15 protein-coding genes are annotated in these 14744 nt (G+C 39.1%); 3 read left to right on the top strand and 12 right to left on the bottom strand.

Features of this window, described 5'->3' with window-relative positions; genetic code table 11:
- Window positions 1-16: 16 nt before the first annotated feature.
- Together ACTNBF_RS07860 and ACTNBF_RS07855 are read right to left on the bottom strand one after the other, a co-directional pair.
- Window positions 17-373 carry an arsenate reductase family protein gene (locus tag ACTNBF_RS07860; protein WP_427808356.1) on the bottom strand — a complete coding sequence of 119 codons (357 nt, stop codon included), beginning with the start codon at window positions 371-373 and terminating at the stop codon, window positions 17-19.
- Window positions 374-461: 88 nt separating this feature from the next.
- On the bottom strand, window positions 462-929 hold the full coding sequence (locus tag ACTNBF_RS07855) for an HAD family hydrolase (RefSeq protein ID WP_427808354.1): 468 nt from the start codon (window positions 927-929) through the stop codon (window positions 462-464).
- Window positions 930-1124: 195 nt separating this feature from the next.
- Here ACTNBF_RS07855 and ACTNBF_RS07850 point away from each other — a divergent pair, with 195 nt between their 5' ends.
- The 3 genes from ACTNBF_RS07850 to ACTNBF_RS07840 all read left to right on the top strand — a co-directional run bounded on the left by ACTNBF_RS07850 (window position 1125) and on the right by ACTNBF_RS07840 (window position 3468).
- The gene (locus ACTNBF_RS07850) at window positions 1125-1613 is read left to right on the top strand and encodes a hypothetical protein (protein WP_427808352.1); all 489 of its coding nucleotides are present in this window, start codon (window positions 1125-1127) and stop codon (window positions 1611-1613) included.
- A 276-nt stretch (window positions 1614-1889) separates the two neighbouring features.
- On the top strand, window positions 1890-2411 hold the full coding sequence (locus tag ACTNBF_RS07845; RefSeq protein WP_441089048.1) for a SanA/YdcF family protein: 522 nt from the start codon (window positions 1890-1892) through the stop codon (window positions 2409-2411).
- A complete protein-coding gene (locus ACTNBF_RS07840) occupies window positions 2398-3468 on the top strand; it encodes a DUF3810 domain-containing protein (protein WP_427820166.1) in 1071 nt (356 codons plus the stop codon). The genes ACTNBF_RS07845 and ACTNBF_RS07840 overlap by 14 nt, the downstream gene beginning before the upstream one ends.
- Window positions 3469-3720: 252 nt before the next feature.
- Here the strand turns inward: ACTNBF_RS07840 and ACTNBF_RS07835 are convergent, their stop codons facing one another.
- The 10 genes from ACTNBF_RS07835 to ACTNBF_RS07790 form a co-directional block, all read right to left on the bottom strand.
- The gene (locus ACTNBF_RS07835; protein ID WP_441027125.1) at window positions 3721-3978 is read right to left on the bottom strand and encodes a hypothetical protein; all 258 of its coding nucleotides are present in this window, start codon (window positions 3976-3978) and stop codon (window positions 3721-3723) included.
- Window positions 3979-4017: 39 nt separating this feature from the next.
- Window positions 4018-5088 carry a 16S rRNA (cytosine(1402)-N(4))-methyltransferase RsmH gene (gene rsmH / locus ACTNBF_RS07830; protein WP_427820167.1) on the bottom strand — a complete coding sequence of 357 codons (1071 nt, stop codon included), beginning with the start codon at window positions 5086-5088 and terminating at the stop codon, window positions 4018-4020.
- A 320-nt stretch (window positions 5089-5408) separates the two neighbouring features.
- Window positions 5409-6611 carry a PucR family transcriptional regulator gene (locus ACTNBF_RS07825; protein WP_427820168.1) on the bottom strand — a complete coding sequence of 401 codons (1203 nt, stop codon included), beginning with the start codon at window positions 6609-6611 and terminating at the stop codon, window positions 5409-5411.
- Between the two features lie 162 nt (window positions 6612-6773).
- On the bottom strand, window positions 6774-7769 hold the full coding sequence (locus ACTNBF_RS07820) for an ABC transporter ATP-binding protein (protein WP_427820169.1): 996 nt from the start codon (window positions 7767-7769) through the stop codon (window positions 6774-6776).
- Window positions 7769-8779: an ABC transporter ATP-binding protein gene (locus ACTNBF_RS07815; RefSeq protein ID WP_055156033.1), complete on the bottom strand. Its 1011-nt coding sequence runs from the start codon at window positions 8777-8779 to the stop codon at window positions 7769-7771. The genes ACTNBF_RS07820 and ACTNBF_RS07815 overlap by 1 nt, the downstream gene beginning before the upstream one ends.
- Before the next feature lie 13 nt (window positions 8780-8792).
- Window positions 8793-9698: an ABC transporter permease gene (locus tag ACTNBF_RS07810; protein WP_055156032.1), complete on the bottom strand. Its 906-nt coding sequence runs from the start codon at window positions 9696-9698 to the stop codon at window positions 8793-8795.
- Window positions 9698-10660 carry an ABC transporter permease gene (locus ACTNBF_RS07805; RefSeq protein ID WP_427820170.1) on the bottom strand — a complete coding sequence of 321 codons (963 nt, stop codon included), beginning with the start codon at window positions 10658-10660 and terminating at the stop codon, window positions 9698-9700. The genes ACTNBF_RS07810 and ACTNBF_RS07805 overlap by 1 nt, the downstream gene beginning before the upstream one ends.
- A 94-nt stretch (window positions 10661-10754) precedes the next feature.
- Window positions 10755-12371 (bottom strand): ABC transporter substrate-binding protein, encoded by a 1617-nt coding sequence (locus ACTNBF_RS07800; RefSeq protein ID WP_427820171.1) that lies wholly within the window; start codon window positions 12369-12371, stop codon window positions 10755-10757.
- Window positions 12372-12405: 34 nt separating this feature from the next.
- Window positions 12406-13338, bottom strand: a complete 933-nt coding sequence (locus tag ACTNBF_RS07795) for a DUF1177 domain-containing protein (protein WP_117557174.1) — start codon at window positions 13336-13338, stop codon at window positions 12406-12408.
- Window positions 13339-13360: 22 nt separating this feature from the next.
- A complete protein-coding gene (locus tag ACTNBF_RS07790) occupies window positions 13361-14176 on the bottom strand; it encodes a carbon-nitrogen hydrolase family protein (RefSeq protein WP_342999608.1) in 816 nt (271 codons plus the stop codon).
- Window positions 14177-14744 lie beyond the last annotated feature (568 nt).

The raw sequence follows: 14744 nt of genomic DNA, 5'->3' as shown, positions 1-14744 counted from the left end.
CTCCCTCACCGCACATTTATCCAATCAGATCTTTCCATTCTTTTTCCCGAAATCCCGGGAAAGCGAACGTATCTCCTACGAGAATCGGTCTTTTCACCAGCATGCCGTCTGTTGCAAGCAGTTCATACTGTTCTTCTTCTGTCATCTGCGGAATCCTATCCTTAAGTCCCAGTTCTTTATATTTCATTCCACTGGTATTGAAGAATCTCTTAAGCGGAAGTCCGCTCATTTTGTGCCATTTTTTTAATTCCTCCACAGACGGATTGTTCTCTACGATATGTCGGTCTTCAAATGTTACGTTCTCAGATTCCAGCCATTTTTTTGCCTTCTGGCATGTCGTACATTTTGGATATTCTACAAATAATATGCTCATCTCTTTCTTCCTTTCAAAATAAAATATCTATTCTCATTTATCACCCGCATCCGGTGATCAATTGACTACTATAGTATGTCCCGGCATTCTATCCGCGCAGTCCTGCAATGATCCGGTTCGGATACAGGAACAGATCCAGCCCGTCCTGCATGGAGCGGACACAGATATCTGCCTCTTTAAACAGTCTTCCATACATTCCTTCTTTATCCATGATTGCAATGGAAAGCGCCGCTTCTTTCAGCATCAGTTCATCATTTCGCCCATTTCCCATCGCCGCGCAATGTTTGCTGCCGGTCGCCTTGATCAGTTCTTTTTTATATTCTCTGGCATTGCCTGTAGGAAACGTCTGTAAAATCACGGGCAGACCTTCGCACTGATCCTTCGCATTTCCATTGGTATCCGCCGTCAATATATAGATGCGGAACAGTTCTGCCAATGCAGTCAGTCTCTGCTTTACTCCCGCCGGAATGATTCCGTCCACTGCAATCGTTCCGTTAAAGTCCAGAAACAACGTATCTATATCCAATGTTTTGTATTCGGGAATTACTATTTTCATAAGCACCTCTCGTTTTCATATGTCCTGATTTTTTTCATGTATATAATAACATAAAAATACCAGAGATAAACCGTTTTCACACAGAAAACTTTATTCCGGGCAGATTTTTTGTGATTCATATTTTTTCAGCAATCGGAAATACTACCATCGTTACAATAAACTATATTGACAAATTACGGAAAGGACATACGTATTATGAAAAAAAGCGCAATAACACAACTCTTTCTGACAATAACTCTTGTTCTGACGTTCCTTGCTGCGGGATGCAAAAGCCAGACTATTTCAGACGGAACCTCTTCCGGTGCTTCCAATTCAACCGAAAATACGGCATCTGCAGGAAACTCGGAATCTTCCGACACCACAAATGAATCCCTCACTGAAAAACATGATGCCTCGCTCAGTGATCTGACTTCCCAGACATCCGGCATGATTTCCAAAATCGACAATTCTTCTCCGACAGGAACGGCCGAAGAGCATCGGACGCAATATCTGGATTTAAAAAACGAAGTGGAAAAGCTCGAAACAGAATTAGATCGTTTTGAAGATTCTCTGGAAAATGATTACCGGTCTTCAAACATTTCCAGAGCGTATTTTCTGGAAAAAGAAAGGGAAATTGAAAATCTTGAGGAACTTCTGGATGCCGCCGAAGAGAAGCTTGATTTTACGTTCGGCATGGAGTCTTAACAACGAACCTGTAAAATCGGGAAGCCCTGTTCTTATCTCCGGGTTCCCGATTTTTTTGTCAGTACCGCACAGTCTCGATAATTTTGTAACTGTTCAGAGCCAAGCGGATTTGTCAAAAAAGGGCGTTGAACAATTACATAATTTCTTAAATTTTCCTGAACCTTCCGACTTCTCATTTACACATTTTCACACGCCATATATAATGAAAATATATGGACTCATTTAGATTGACCCTACAAAGGAGAGGATGTTTCTTCCGTTTCCGACGCAGATTGTATTCTGGTCCTTGGCGCCGGAATCCGTACTGACGGCTCTCCATCTCCTATGCTGCAGGATCGTCTGAACACCGGAATCGAACTTTACCAGAACGGTGCTGCGCCGAAGCTTTTGATGAGCGGCGATCACGGAAGAAAAAAATATAATGAAGTGCAAACGATGAAGGATATCGCCCTTGACCAAGGGGTTCCCTCCGAAGATGTGTTCATGGATCACGCCGGTTTCTCCACATATGACAGTCTTTACCGCGCACGGGATGTTTTCCAGGCCAGAAAGGTGATCATCGTCACCCAGAAATATCATCTTTATCGTGCCCTTTACATCGCACGTTCTCTGGGACTTGACGCATGGGGCATATCCGCCGATACCCGCAGGTACAGCGGACAGGCTTATCGGGACTTCCGTGAAATTCTGGCAAGAGATAAGGATTTCTTCGTATCTATTTTCAAACCACTACCTAAATATCTTGGCGATGTCATCCCCATCGCCGGAGACGGAGATTTGACGAATGATGAAAACTGATTCAGCAATTTCTGACCTGAGACGAGCCTTCACTGCCGTCATACTGGCTGCAGGAAGCCTGTGCCTTCTTTACGCTGCTCAGAATATTCCGGCTTTTGCCGACTGGTACACAGCTCATGTTTATTCCATTCTGGTAGAAACGCTCGGGAGATTCTGGGGAATATTTCCATTTTCCGCGGTAGAATTCGGACTTTATCTGGCTATCTTTGTGCTGATACTGTCTCTTATTTACGCAATCCGCAGGAAACGCCTGCGCAGATGGGGAGCAAATGTACTTCTTTTCGCCTCGATTCTCTTCTTTACATACACCCTGTGCTGCGGGATCAATTACGGCCATAAGTCCTTCTCTGTGGCAACGGGAATTACTACTTCTTCCTATACCGCAGAAGAACTTGCTTCCGTATGTGAGCTTCTTACGAATCACTTAAACCGGCTTGCCCCTGAAATTTCCTGTGCCGAAGACGGTACTTCTCTTATGGGAAAGAAGATGGTTCCCCGGAATGCCAAAAAGGCTATGGAGCATATCGGCACGCTTTATGATGAACTTGATGGATATTATCCTCTTCCAAAGCGATTGACGGTTTCCGAGACACTTTCCTACCAGAACCTGTCCGGCATCTATTCGCCTTTTACAATAGAAGCAAATTATAACGATGACATGACGGAGTACAATCTTCCCTTTACCGCCTGTCACGAGCTTTCTCATTTACGGGGTTTTATGCAGGAGGAAGAAGCGAATTTTATTGCGTTTCTGGCATGCGTCAACGCGGACTCTCCTGAGTTCCAATACAGCGGCTATATGTTGGGTTGGCTTTACGCAACCAACCAGCTCTATCATGCAGATTACGAAGCCTACGAACGGATACATTCCATGCTCAACAATCAGTCACAGATTGATCTTGCGGCAAACACGCAGTTCTGGAATACATATGACGGACAGATTGCTGAAGTATCCAATCAGATCAATGACAGTTATCTGAAGGCAAATGGTCAAGATGACGGAGTTGCCAGCTATGACCGGATGGTCGATTTGATTATGGCATATTATAATGAATAGAATTTCACGGCAAAATCGATACCATCAATACAGCTAAGCCTCCGAAAAATTCCATAATCTTACCTCCTGCCGGCATCTGAATTTGTAGACTAAAGTACAAATCGGCTTATAATTTTCTGTTATATATTTTAATCATTTTTCAAATAACAAAAGATGCCGCTCTGTTATCTGTTTTGATAACTTTGCAGCATCTTTCTACTCTTCTTTTTTTATCCAACGTGACGCTCAAATCTCTTAAATCCAAGAATATTTTCAATCCGATCCATTGCATCCTTTTTTACTGATATACTCAGCGACTTCCGTCATAGCCTGATAATTATCAATCTGCACACTTCCCTTATTACCACTCTTTTCAATCTTACGATCAATAAATACAACTGGGATTGATAAATCTGCAAGTAGCTTGTTACTGGTCGCATAATCCGAACTGACATAAATGATCCCATCTACCATTCTGGATTTTAACACATTCAAAAACTTTTCTTCCTGCACCGCATTATGATCCTTGATTTTTGTTTTGTCAATATTCTAATCAGCCTACACTTACTTTTACTCCGCCTTCACAGCCCAGCGCATCTTCGTAGATCTTGCACGCCCATTCTGTGCACACTCTTCTGCCGAAGGTCGAACTACATCTTTGGCATATTCGGAATAAACTCCCTCGCGATATCCTGCTTTTAAAGCTTTCTTCACCAGTTTGTCTTCTCCTGAATGGAATGTCAGAATTGCTACTCTTCCTCCCGGTTTCAAAGTGCCCGGCAGTTTTTCCATAAATTCATAGAGTACTTCAAATTCATGATTCACGTCAATTCGAAGTGCCTGGAAAGTCCGCTGACAGGTCTTCCTGATGATATCTTTTTTCTCCTTATTTTCCGGAAGGAAAGACAAGGTCTGTTCGATCACCTGACGTAACTTTGTCGTAGTATCAATCCGGTGTCCTTTCCGGATTTCTTCGGTGATTGCCTTTGCCAGTTCTTCACAGTACGGCTCATCCGAATTTTCATATAACATCCCGGCAAGTTCTTCTCTTGAAATTGTATCCAGTCTCTCGGCTGCACTGATCCCTTTTTCCTGATTCAGTCGCAGATCCAGAGGTCCGTCCACTTTGAAAGAAAATCCTCTCTTCGGGTTGTCAATCTGCATGGAAGACACACCCAGATCAGCCAAAATAAAATCAAATCCCCCAACTTCTTTTGCAATCTCATCGATAGTACAAAAGTTCTGAAGACGGATTGTTAAAATATCCTCCCCAAATCCCTGTTCTTCCAGACGTTTTTTTGTCTTTGCAGATTCTTCCGGATCTACATCTGTCGCGTAAATGTGCCCCTTTCCTTCCAGACATTTCAGCATTGCTTTTGTATGTCCGCCATAGCCAAGCGTTGCATCAAATCCCACCTCTCCCGGCTGGATCTTCAAGAAGTCAAGAATTTCCTGCACCATGATCGAAATGTGCATTCCGGCAGGTGTATTTCCTTTCTGAATGACATGGGCAATCATGTCCTGATATTTCTCCGGCTGTAATTCTTTGTATTTTTCTTCAAATTTTCGTGGATATTTTCCCTTGTACCTTGTGCGGCGCTTGTGAACACCTTGTTCAATGTTCTTTTCCTGTTCTGCCATACATTATCTCCTTACTTGTTGATTTATTTTTGGTTTTTCGAATCTCTGGTCCACTCCATCGATTTTGTTGACTCATTTGGAACTTTTCCACTATCCAGCTAACACTGCCCGTTTCATCCATTGACTTAATTCCACTTTCTATTTTCGCAATCATCTCATATAAAAAATCCGCTATATGAATCGTCCGTCGCTACTGCCAATTCTGCACTAGCAACTTCTCTCCAGTATAGCGGATTTTTTATTAAATCCATTGATTCCATTTTGATGATCTGCCTTTTAAAGTATTAATCATATCATCTGCAACACTTTAAAATACTTATTCAATGATTCATAAATTTATTCAATCTTAAAGCAAGCGATAATTCTAAAATACTTTCCGGATCCGATAAATCATATCCTGTCAGATTCTCAATTTTTTTTATTCGATACATTAAGGTATTTCTATGTAGATACAAACTTGTTGCCGTTGTATTTCTGGCTCCTAAATGATTTACAAGAGCTTCTAAGGTTTCAATGAGATCACTTTCATTTTCTTTGTCATACTGAATTAAAGCATCTATTTTTTTTGAAACAAATTCTTTACACTGCTGTTGTTGGCTCATTTCCTTGAGTAGTTTCCAATATCCAATCTTTTCGCTCCAAACTACCGGGCATTCTTTTTTTCGAATACGAGCAATCTCCAGTGCTTTCATCGCGTTTTTATAAGTCACCTGAAACGTTTTATATGTTTCGCTTTCATTAGAAATACCCATTAAAATATTATGTCCAGACCGCTCTGCAATCACTTTTTTAATTCTTTCAAAATATTGCTGATTATATTTTTTTTCGTCTTTCTTAATAATACAAGGAAATATCTTCCTGTTCGATAATACAATTGAATCAAACTGTTCTTCTGCAAAGACCTTACGAATACATTGTTCCAGATTTCTAAATTCCTTATCAGTATAACTGCCCGTGAGTCTTTCAAATTCTATCAGCATAATATAGTATGGTGGTTTTGGCCAGTTTTGCTCATGAAAATATTGATTCTGTTCCTCATTGATCACAACATTTCCCGCTAAAAGATCAGAAAATAATTTTCTATCTGCTTTTCTTTTATTTAGCTCTTCTGATTTTAATTTTAACTCTTCATGATGTTGTGATGTAACAAGTGCTTCCATAACCGCATAATTCAGTTCCACAAAAGGAAGCTCCTCAGGCATTATGATAATCGGAAATTCATATTCTCTGGCAAGTTTTAAAAAATCTTTCATGTAAGCACCGATAAAACGGGATTTAATTGCAAGTGCTGCTGCATTTACATCATGTAAACCTTTTATCAGTGACAAAACCTTCTCTTTTGTCCCACTATAAGCATATCCTGTTGTAATGTATAAGACATTTGGTTTCATCCATGCTTCCATATCCGGAATCTCCATTGTATCAACATAGTACACTTCTTTATACAGTTTGCCTTCCCCTGTTGCAAGCTCACAACCTTTTTTTTGGGCTATTTCTACAATATCCTTCACTGTAATTGCCAATTTTATTCATCCTTCCACAAAACCTTTTCTTCATAATAGCATATTTACACAATATTATCTACTCAAAAAAATGTACTTTGTGAATTATGAATAATATAAAACTCTGCCCATCTCTTAAACCAATTGTGCTTGCAAAGAATTCTATGTATTACCTTATTATATTTATGATATTTCTCCCTTTTGATATCTCACACATGCAACTTCGTGGTTATCTCCAATTGCTTTCAATTCCGGAACACTCTGCTTACATATTTCAGTACAGAATGGACATCTGTTTCCGAATGGGCATCCCGGCGGCATATTTAACGGACTAGGAATTTCTCCTTTGAGTTCGATCGTTTCTTTTTTTTCATATGGACTTACCGGAGGAATTGCTGAAAATAATGCCTTTGTATAAGGATGTGCCGGATTTGCATATATTTCTTTTGCGTCACCAATCTCCATGATTCTTCCCAAATACATAATGATGATTCGATCACTGATATATTTTACTACACTTAGATCATGAGAAATAAAAATATATGTCAGTCCAAGTTCATCTTTCAGTTTTTTCAACAAATTAAGCACTTGTGCCTGAACAGAAACATCCAGAGCGGAAACCGGTTCGTCACAGACAAGAAGTTTTATATCCATTGACAGTGCTCGGGCAATATTGATACGTTGGCGCTGTCCCCCGGAAAACTCATGCGGGTAACGAATGGAATGATAGTAATCTAATCCGACTAATTTCAATAATTCAATTACTCGTTTTTTTCGTTCTTCAGGAGTCCCAATATTATGAATAATCATAGGTTCTTCTATCAATTCACCCGTGGTCATACGAGGATCTAAGGATGAATATGGATCCTGAAATACCATATTGATCTCTTTGCGAAGTTCATTCATTTCCTTCTGATTAAGTTTCATCAGTGATTGCCCATTGTAAATCACATTCCCTGAAGTTGCCGGGATCAATTGAAGAATTGCTTTCCCCAATGTTGATTTCCCACACCCTGATTCGCCGATAACTCCAATGGTCTCTCCTCTCTTCACTTCAAAAGAAACATCATTTACCGCATTTAGAGCAAGTGGTTTTTCAAAAAGTCTTGGACTTTTCACCTGGAATGTCTTTGTCAAATGATCAACTTTTAAGATAATATCATCTTGTTTTTCACCCATTAATCATTCCCTCCTCTCCGTTCCATCTCAACTAATTCTTCTTTTGAGAAGTGGCAGGCAACAAAATGTCCCGGCTCTACCTCTTTCATTTCAGGACATTTATTTTTGCATATTTCCTGACAGTATTTACAACGATTATGAAAATTGCAGCTTCCTCCGGTTAACTTCAGATCTGGCGGTGTTCCAGGAATAGAAGCTAAAGGAATATTCGGATCATCCGTTACTTTAGGCATTGATTTAAGTAATCCCCATGTATATGGATGTCGTGCATCGGAATATATCATTTTTACATCTGCATATTCTACTGTTTTTCCCGCATACATAACCATAACTGTATCACACATTTTCCAAACCACACCCAAATTGTGTGTTACTAGAATAATTGACGAATTCGATTCTTTCTGCAGATTTTTCATTAATCCCAACACCTGGGCCTGAACAGTAACATCTAATGCTGTTGTAGGTTCATCTGCAATAATAAGTTTCGGATTACAGGCAATTGCCATTGCGATAATTACACGTTGCCGCATTCCGCCGGAGAATTCATGCGGATAGGATTTCAAACGCTTTTCGGCTTCTGGTATTCCTACCATTTTCAACACTTTTACAGCATATTCTTTTGCTTCTGCTTTTGACATCTTTTGATGTGCATTGATTACTTCCATTATTTGTGAGCCAATTGTATAAACCGGATCAAGCGCAGTCATCGGATCCTGAAAAATCATTGAAATATCATTTCCACGTATTTGAAGCATTTCTTTCTGACTGAGTTTAACGATATCCTTGCCTTCAAAAAGAATAGATCCTTCAACAATATGACCATTTTTAGGCAGAAGACGCATAATTGAAGAAGAAGTTACACTTTTACCACACCCGGATTCTCCTACTATTCCTAATGTCTGTCCGGAATCCAATGAAAAAGTAACACCATCTACTGCTTTCACTATACCAGTAGCAGTGTTAAAATGTGTTTTTAAATTATCCACTTTTAATAATGGTTCTTTATTCATATTATCTCCCCTTTTATTTTTTCATCTTAGGGTCTAATACATCACGTATTCCATCTCCCAATAGATTAAAGCCTAATACTGTGATTAAAATAGCAAGTCCTGAATAAGTTGCAATATGACTGGCACTTCTGATAACATCCTGTCCATCTTTCAAAATTGCACCCCAAGATACATCCGGAGGCGTAATTCCCATTCCAAGGAAACTAAGTGAAGCTTCTGTCAAAATTGCACCTGCAACATTCAGTGTTGCATATACAATTAACGATGATACAATATTTGGAAGCAAGTGTTTAAATAAAATGCGACTATTGCTTGCTCCAAACGCTTTCACTGCTTTAATATATTCTTCATTTTTTACAACAAGTACCTGTCCTCTGGCCATTCTGGCATATCCCGGAACACTTGCAATACCAATGGAAAGAATAACGTTTTCGATTCCTGCTCCAAGAGCAGTCATAAGCATTAAAGCTAATAATGTAAAGGGGAATGCTGACATACCATCCATCACTCGCATGATAATTATATCTACTTTTCCACCTGCATATCCTGAAATTAAGCCAGCCAGAATACCGATCACAGCACCAACCGCCATTCCTCCGACTGCCACGATCAAGGAGACACGACCTCCATGGATCAACCTTGCAAGCAAATCTCTTCCTAAATTATCAGCCCCTAATGGAAGACCCGGTGTACCAGGCTTCGCATTTACTTTTAAAAAATCCATTGCAGCAGGATCTACTCTATATATAAATGGTCCTACTAAAGAAAACAAAGTTACAAACACTACCAGAATCAAACCAAACATTGCAGATTTATTTCTGCGAAGTTTTCTCCATGCACTGTTTGCTTTTCGTTCTTTTAACAACATTTCCTGCTGACTAGCTTCGCTTAAATCTCTTTTTACTTCTTTATTTTCCATTAGCCGGCCCTCCTTTCGGATTCATAGCTTACTTTTGGATTGATATACAGATAGATAATATCCACCACAAGATTTACTGTTACATATAGAATTGCCATAAATAATACAGTACCCTGAATCATTTCAAAGTCATTATTATTGATTGCATCAACAATCAATCGGCCGATTCCAGGCCATGCGAAAATCGTCTCAATCATGATTGCGCCTGTCATAAGTGCTGCTATACGCATACCCAGTACTGTAACAATTGGTGGAAGGGCATTTTTTAAACCATGTTTAATGATGACAACATTCTCGCGAATTCCCTTTGCCCGGACAGCTTTCATATAATCCTGATCGATTACTTCCAACATACTGGAACGACTAATTCTTGCGAAGTTAGCCATACTTCCGAAGGAAAGACAAAGTGACGGCAAAAATAAATGTGATATAACGTCACCAATTCCATTGCTGATAGCTCCCATTCCCATAGTCGGAAACCATCCCAGATTAACACTAAATATAAGAACAAGCATTAATCCTAACCAAAATGACGGCATTGATACTCCTATTAGCGCAGCTATCATCGAAATATAGTCAAATACCGAATATTGCTTTACTGCTGAAATGATGCCTACCGGAACCCCAATAAGTAAAGCTATAATTAAACTTGCCAATGCAATTTGTAATGTATTTGGAAGTTTTTCAAAAATAAGATCTGCTACCGGTCGGTTATATCGATAAGAAGTTCCTAAATCTCCGGTTAAAATTCTCTTCATATAATTGATATATTGAACCGGCATCGGATCGTGCAGTCCCATTTCTTCTTCCATTTTAGCGATATCCTCTGCTGTTGCCTGTGGACCAAGAATTGATACTGCAGGATTTCCCGGAAGAACTCGAGTAATAACGAATGTCATACTCATCGTGATCAACAGTACTGGAATCAACTGGAAGATACGCTTTAATATCATCTTTATCATACCGTTGTTCTCCTTTCATCGTTGAAAATTGTAATTAGTGATTTAAAAATTAGGAGTGCCTGTAGTACGGCACTCCTAATTTTCATTCGGCTGCTTATTTAGCCAACCATACGTTATGTCCGTCACCTGCGATTTCAATTGTCTTATCAGGGCGAACAACATAATTCTGAACTTTTTTATTCAAACCTGTGTTGATGTTAGCTAAACAATAATCAATTTGTGGATATTGCTCAACAATCAGTTTTAAGGCTTCTTTATAAAGTTTAGCTCTTTCTTCCTGATCACTGACTTCAACAGCTTTGTCTAACAATTCATTAACTTCCGGTATATTAAACTGTTGTCCATTACCCAAAGTACCAAGCGATTCTTCATGGAACATTTTGTTCAAGTAGAAATAAGGATCCGGGAACCATGTCCAGCTCATTCCAATAGCATCCGCATTTCCTGATGCACCAATTTCACTAAATGTTCCCCATGAAGCCTGATGTATATTCACTTTAACATCAACCTTAGCACAAAATTGCTGTAAAATTTCTCCGATTTTCTTAGATGAAGCCGAATCACTTGTATAATATTCAAGTTCAAATCCATCCGGATACCCTGCTTCTGCAAGTAATTTTTTTGCACCTTTAACATCATATTTTGGTACTAAATCTTCTAATGATTCATCATATCCCCATGATGCAGGCGGTAAAGGCAAGTATGCCGGACTACATTCACCATATTGATAAAGTGCTGCACACATAGCATCTCGATCTACTGCCATTTGCAAAGCCTTACGAACTTTGATATCTGCCGTTGGACCATTCTCCATATTAAAATAGATATAGTTTACTCCCATACCAGGTTCCTGGCTCATTACAAGATTATTATCCGCTTTGATTTCATCAATACCTTCTCCTGCAAGATCACAAGCGATATCTATATCTCCATTTTTTAATGCATTAACTCTCTGGTTGATATCTGTAATATATACGAAATTTAATCCGTCAAGATAAACTTCTCCGCCCCAGAAATTTTCTGATCTGACAAATTCTACAGCTTCATCTGTTTTCCATTCCTTCATCATAAAAGGACCGGTTCCTACGAAATGAGCTCCAAACTCATCTCCCCAACCTTCAACTTCTTCTTTTGGAACAATTACATTTCCACTGTTAGTAAGTGCCGCTAAAAAGGATGCATCCGGATTTGGAAGAACACATTTTACAGTAAAATCATCAATAACTTCGCAATGATCCAGCATTGCCAATCTTGCCAATGCAGATTCATTATGAGATCGCTCCAGTGAATATTTAACATCTTCTGCTGTCATCTGACGACCATCCTGAAATTTACCCGGGTGGAAGTAAACATCCTCACGAAGTTTAAATGTGTACTCATTTCCTGCTTCATTTACTTCCCACTCTGTTGCCAGACTAGGAAGAAACTCTGATAAATCATCACTGTAGACAACAAGTGTATCCCCTATATTTTCAATAATTGCATTTTCATATATTCCTGTATATTTAACCGGATCAATATTATTCGCTACAGCTGCCATCCCAATTCTTAATGTTCCACCATATTTGTCTTCTTCACTTACTTCTATCTGCTCTCCTTGATTGTTATCATTTTCAGCGGTACCTTTATCATTATTACCGCATCCGGCAAATAATGCTACTGCCATACAACAACTCAACAAAACTGCTACTAACTTATTTCTTTTCTTCATAAAGCTCCTCCTTTATAACCAATCAAATTTACAGTTATTTTCCTAGAGTCTGTATATGTTTCATGTTTCCATATTTTGAAACGATCCTTCCAAATTCTTCTTTGTCATAAAACTCACATTCGCAGCGCCCGTAAGCTTTGGCTGTTTCAATCACAAATCTTGCAGCTTCTTCAAGATCTCCGGCATGTGTTGCTCCGGTCGCACATCCTGCCACAGGAACCTCTGTGGTAATCGCGACTCCTACAACCGGTGCCTCTGTCGCTGTCGATGGTTGAAGAATACTATTCAAATGAAATAGATTATTTCCATATGGTGTAATATCCTGCGTTGAAAGAGCAAACACATATGGCATTTTTCCTGTCGTCATCTGCATAATATCCAATAAATCTTCACTTACTCTTAAAATATAACCATCTTTTACGGTAGGCGAAATAGCAAATCCTCTAGTATTTATTATTCGGTTACCTTTTGTCGTATCAATTGATAAAATTGCATCTAAACTTCCATTTACCTCATGTTTGTTCACTGTTGCCATATCAACCGGTGAACCCATGAATGGAACCGGTTTATGAGGACTGGTAGGCGCATCCGGACAAATGTGCGTGCAACATACAACATCCCCTTCCAGCTGATCTCCCTTACTCTTCATATCGAGTAACTTTGCCGCAACTGCCAGTGCAACCAGTGCACCATCTCCATCTGATACAAAGCCAATTTGTTCCGGTCTTGCACCAAGTCCGCCTAACCTTCCCAAAACACCTAATGTAGGAGCCTTTCCGCCTGCACTTTTTCCATTCGTTCCGGGAATGGTTACACGAATCATATCCGTCTTACCTTTTGGACCTTCAATAGTTGTAACTTCAACCTCTTCTGCTCCCAGATGCCTTAAGTATTCTTCCATTTTTTCTCCTGAAGCATCTGCTCTATCCAGCAGCTCATAAACATCTAAAACCTGACGCATTAACATACTTTTTTCTCCCCCCAGAGTATTAATCCCATTTATATGTTTTCAGCCAATCTGTATACAAATCCGGACGTAACCATTCAAGCCATTTCATTGTTTGGTGACGTTTTTCAACTTCTTCTCTGTAAATTGTCTGTACATAATAGGTATCTGTTTTTTCCCATAAATTCGCGATAATGAGTCCATCCGGATTACATACCATAGAACGTCCTACTTTTATACAACCATTACCGGCTGGTCCAATTCTGTCAACCGAAACACAGTAGACTCCATTTTCAGAAGAACGTGCCTGGTTACAAATTGTCCACAGATCATCATCCGGATATGCCCAACTGCTTGTTACTGCTAACATATGACATCCATTCACCGCATACGCTCTGGAAAGTTCCGGGAATCCAAAGTCTGCACAAATCATGATGCCGATTTTAATTCCATTCAGTTCGAACATTACCAGTTCCTTTCCAGGAATCAGTGTTTCACGCTCACTATTAAATAAATGGATTTTAGCATAGTCTGCAAGAATACGTCCATCAGGTGCATATACCGTTGCCTTGTTGTAAATGCCATCTTCTTTTCGTTCTAACCGACCTGCCAAAACATTTGTTCCTACTTTTTTCGCTATGCTCTTCCAAAAGTCATGAATTTCATCAGATAATTTCTTATCGAATTCTGGAAGTTGGACGCCGCTTTCCAAACAGGCTTCATGAAAAAGAATTAAATCAACATTCTTTTCATTTTCAGCAACTGTCATTGCCATTTTCTCAACGTTTTCCATATTTTTCTTAATATTATTTTGTTCGACTGTAACTTGAACAGCTGCTACTTTTAACTGACCATCCATTTTACCTTCCTCCTTCAAAATATTAATTTGTTTAAACCCAGTATACTCTATCACTCTATCAGCGTAAAGCGTTTTATACAAATCGCCCTATTTTTGTGCATATACAGTTTTGAGTTGTGCATATTGCATAATTTTTCTTTTTACCTATTGACTGAACAAATTTAAGGTTCGTATTATTATTTTTTTTAATAAATATGATGATACCAGGGTCAAAAGGTCAGAAAGCCGATGCAAGCTTGCTTGCAAGAGGATTTTTGACCTCTTGACCCGTCAAAAACATGAGTAAGTAGCCATTTTTCAAAGAAAAATGAGCGGATTACGAATGTTTTTGAGGATTGCAAGAGTGCAAAGCACGTAGCAATCTGGTATCAAAGGTGTCAAAAGTATTGACATCACATAGCGCACTTTAGCAACTGAATAAAGCTATGTTTTCAGGTTGTTTTTCGAGGTGTTATTAGGTAGTGTAAAATATTTTGTGTTTTTGAAAAAAATGGCTCCTTTTTGGTAAGAATTCAGATATGACAATTTTTATCGAAAAGGAGTATTTTTATGCCAGTTGCAAAGGAAC

Origin of the sequence: Bariatricus sp. HCP28S3_A4 (genome assembly GCF_052066395.1) — a bacterium.
Taxonomy (GTDB): domain Bacteria; phylum Bacillota; class Clostridia; order Lachnospirales; family Lachnospiraceae; genus Allocoprococcus.
This window is presented reverse-complemented; position numbering and strand designations above follow the sequence as displayed.

What these genes read in the sequence shown, in the direction of transcription:
- ACTNBF_RS07860 (WP_427808356.1), bottom strand. Translation starts at nt 373, where the DNA reads ATGAGCATATTATTTGTAGAATATCCAAAATGTACGACATGCCAGAAG.
- ACTNBF_RS07855 (WP_427808354.1), bottom strand. Translation starts at nt 929, where the DNA reads ATGAAAATAGTAATTCCCGAATACAAAACATTGGATATAGATACGTTG.
- ACTNBF_RS07850 (WP_427808352.1), top strand. Translation starts at nt 1,125, where the DNA reads ATGAAAAAAAGCGCAATAACACAACTCTTTCTGACAATAACTCTTGTT.
- ACTNBF_RS07840 (WP_427820166.1), top strand. Translation starts at nt 2,398, where the DNA reads ATGATGAAAACTGATTCAGCAATTTCTGACCTGAGACGAGCCTTCACT.
- rsmH (WP_427820167.1), bottom strand. Translation starts at nt 5,088, where the DNA reads ATGGCAGAACAGGAAAAGAACATTGAACAAGGTGTTCACAAGCGCCGC.
- ACTNBF_RS07820 (WP_427820169.1), bottom strand. Translation starts at nt 7,769, where the DNA reads ATGGGTGAAAAACAAGATGATATTATCTTAAAAGTTGATCATTTGACA.
- ACTNBF_RS07815 (WP_055156033.1), bottom strand. Translation starts at nt 8,779, where the DNA reads ATGAATAAAGAACCATTATTAAAAGTGGATAATTTAAAAACACATTTT.
- ACTNBF_RS07810 (WP_055156032.1), bottom strand. Translation starts at nt 9,698, where the DNA reads ATGGAAAATAAAGAAGTAAAAAGAGATTTAAGCGAAGCTAGTCAGCAG.
- ACTNBF_RS07805 (WP_427820170.1), bottom strand. Translation starts at nt 10,660, where the DNA reads ATGATAAAGATGATATTAAAGCGTATCTTCCAGTTGATTCCAGTACTG.
- ACTNBF_RS07800 (WP_427820171.1), bottom strand. Translation starts at nt 12,371, where the DNA reads ATGAAGAAAAGAAATAAGTTAGTAGCAGTTTTGTTGAGTTGTTGTATG.
- ACTNBF_RS07795 (WP_117557174.1), bottom strand. Translation starts at nt 13,338, where the DNA reads ATGTTAATGCGTCAGGTTTTAGATGTTTATGAGCTGCTGGATAGAGCA.
- ACTNBF_RS07790 (WP_342999608.1), bottom strand. Translation starts at nt 14,176, where the DNA reads ATGGATGGTCAGTTAAAAGTAGCAGCTGTTCAAGTTACAGTCGAACAA.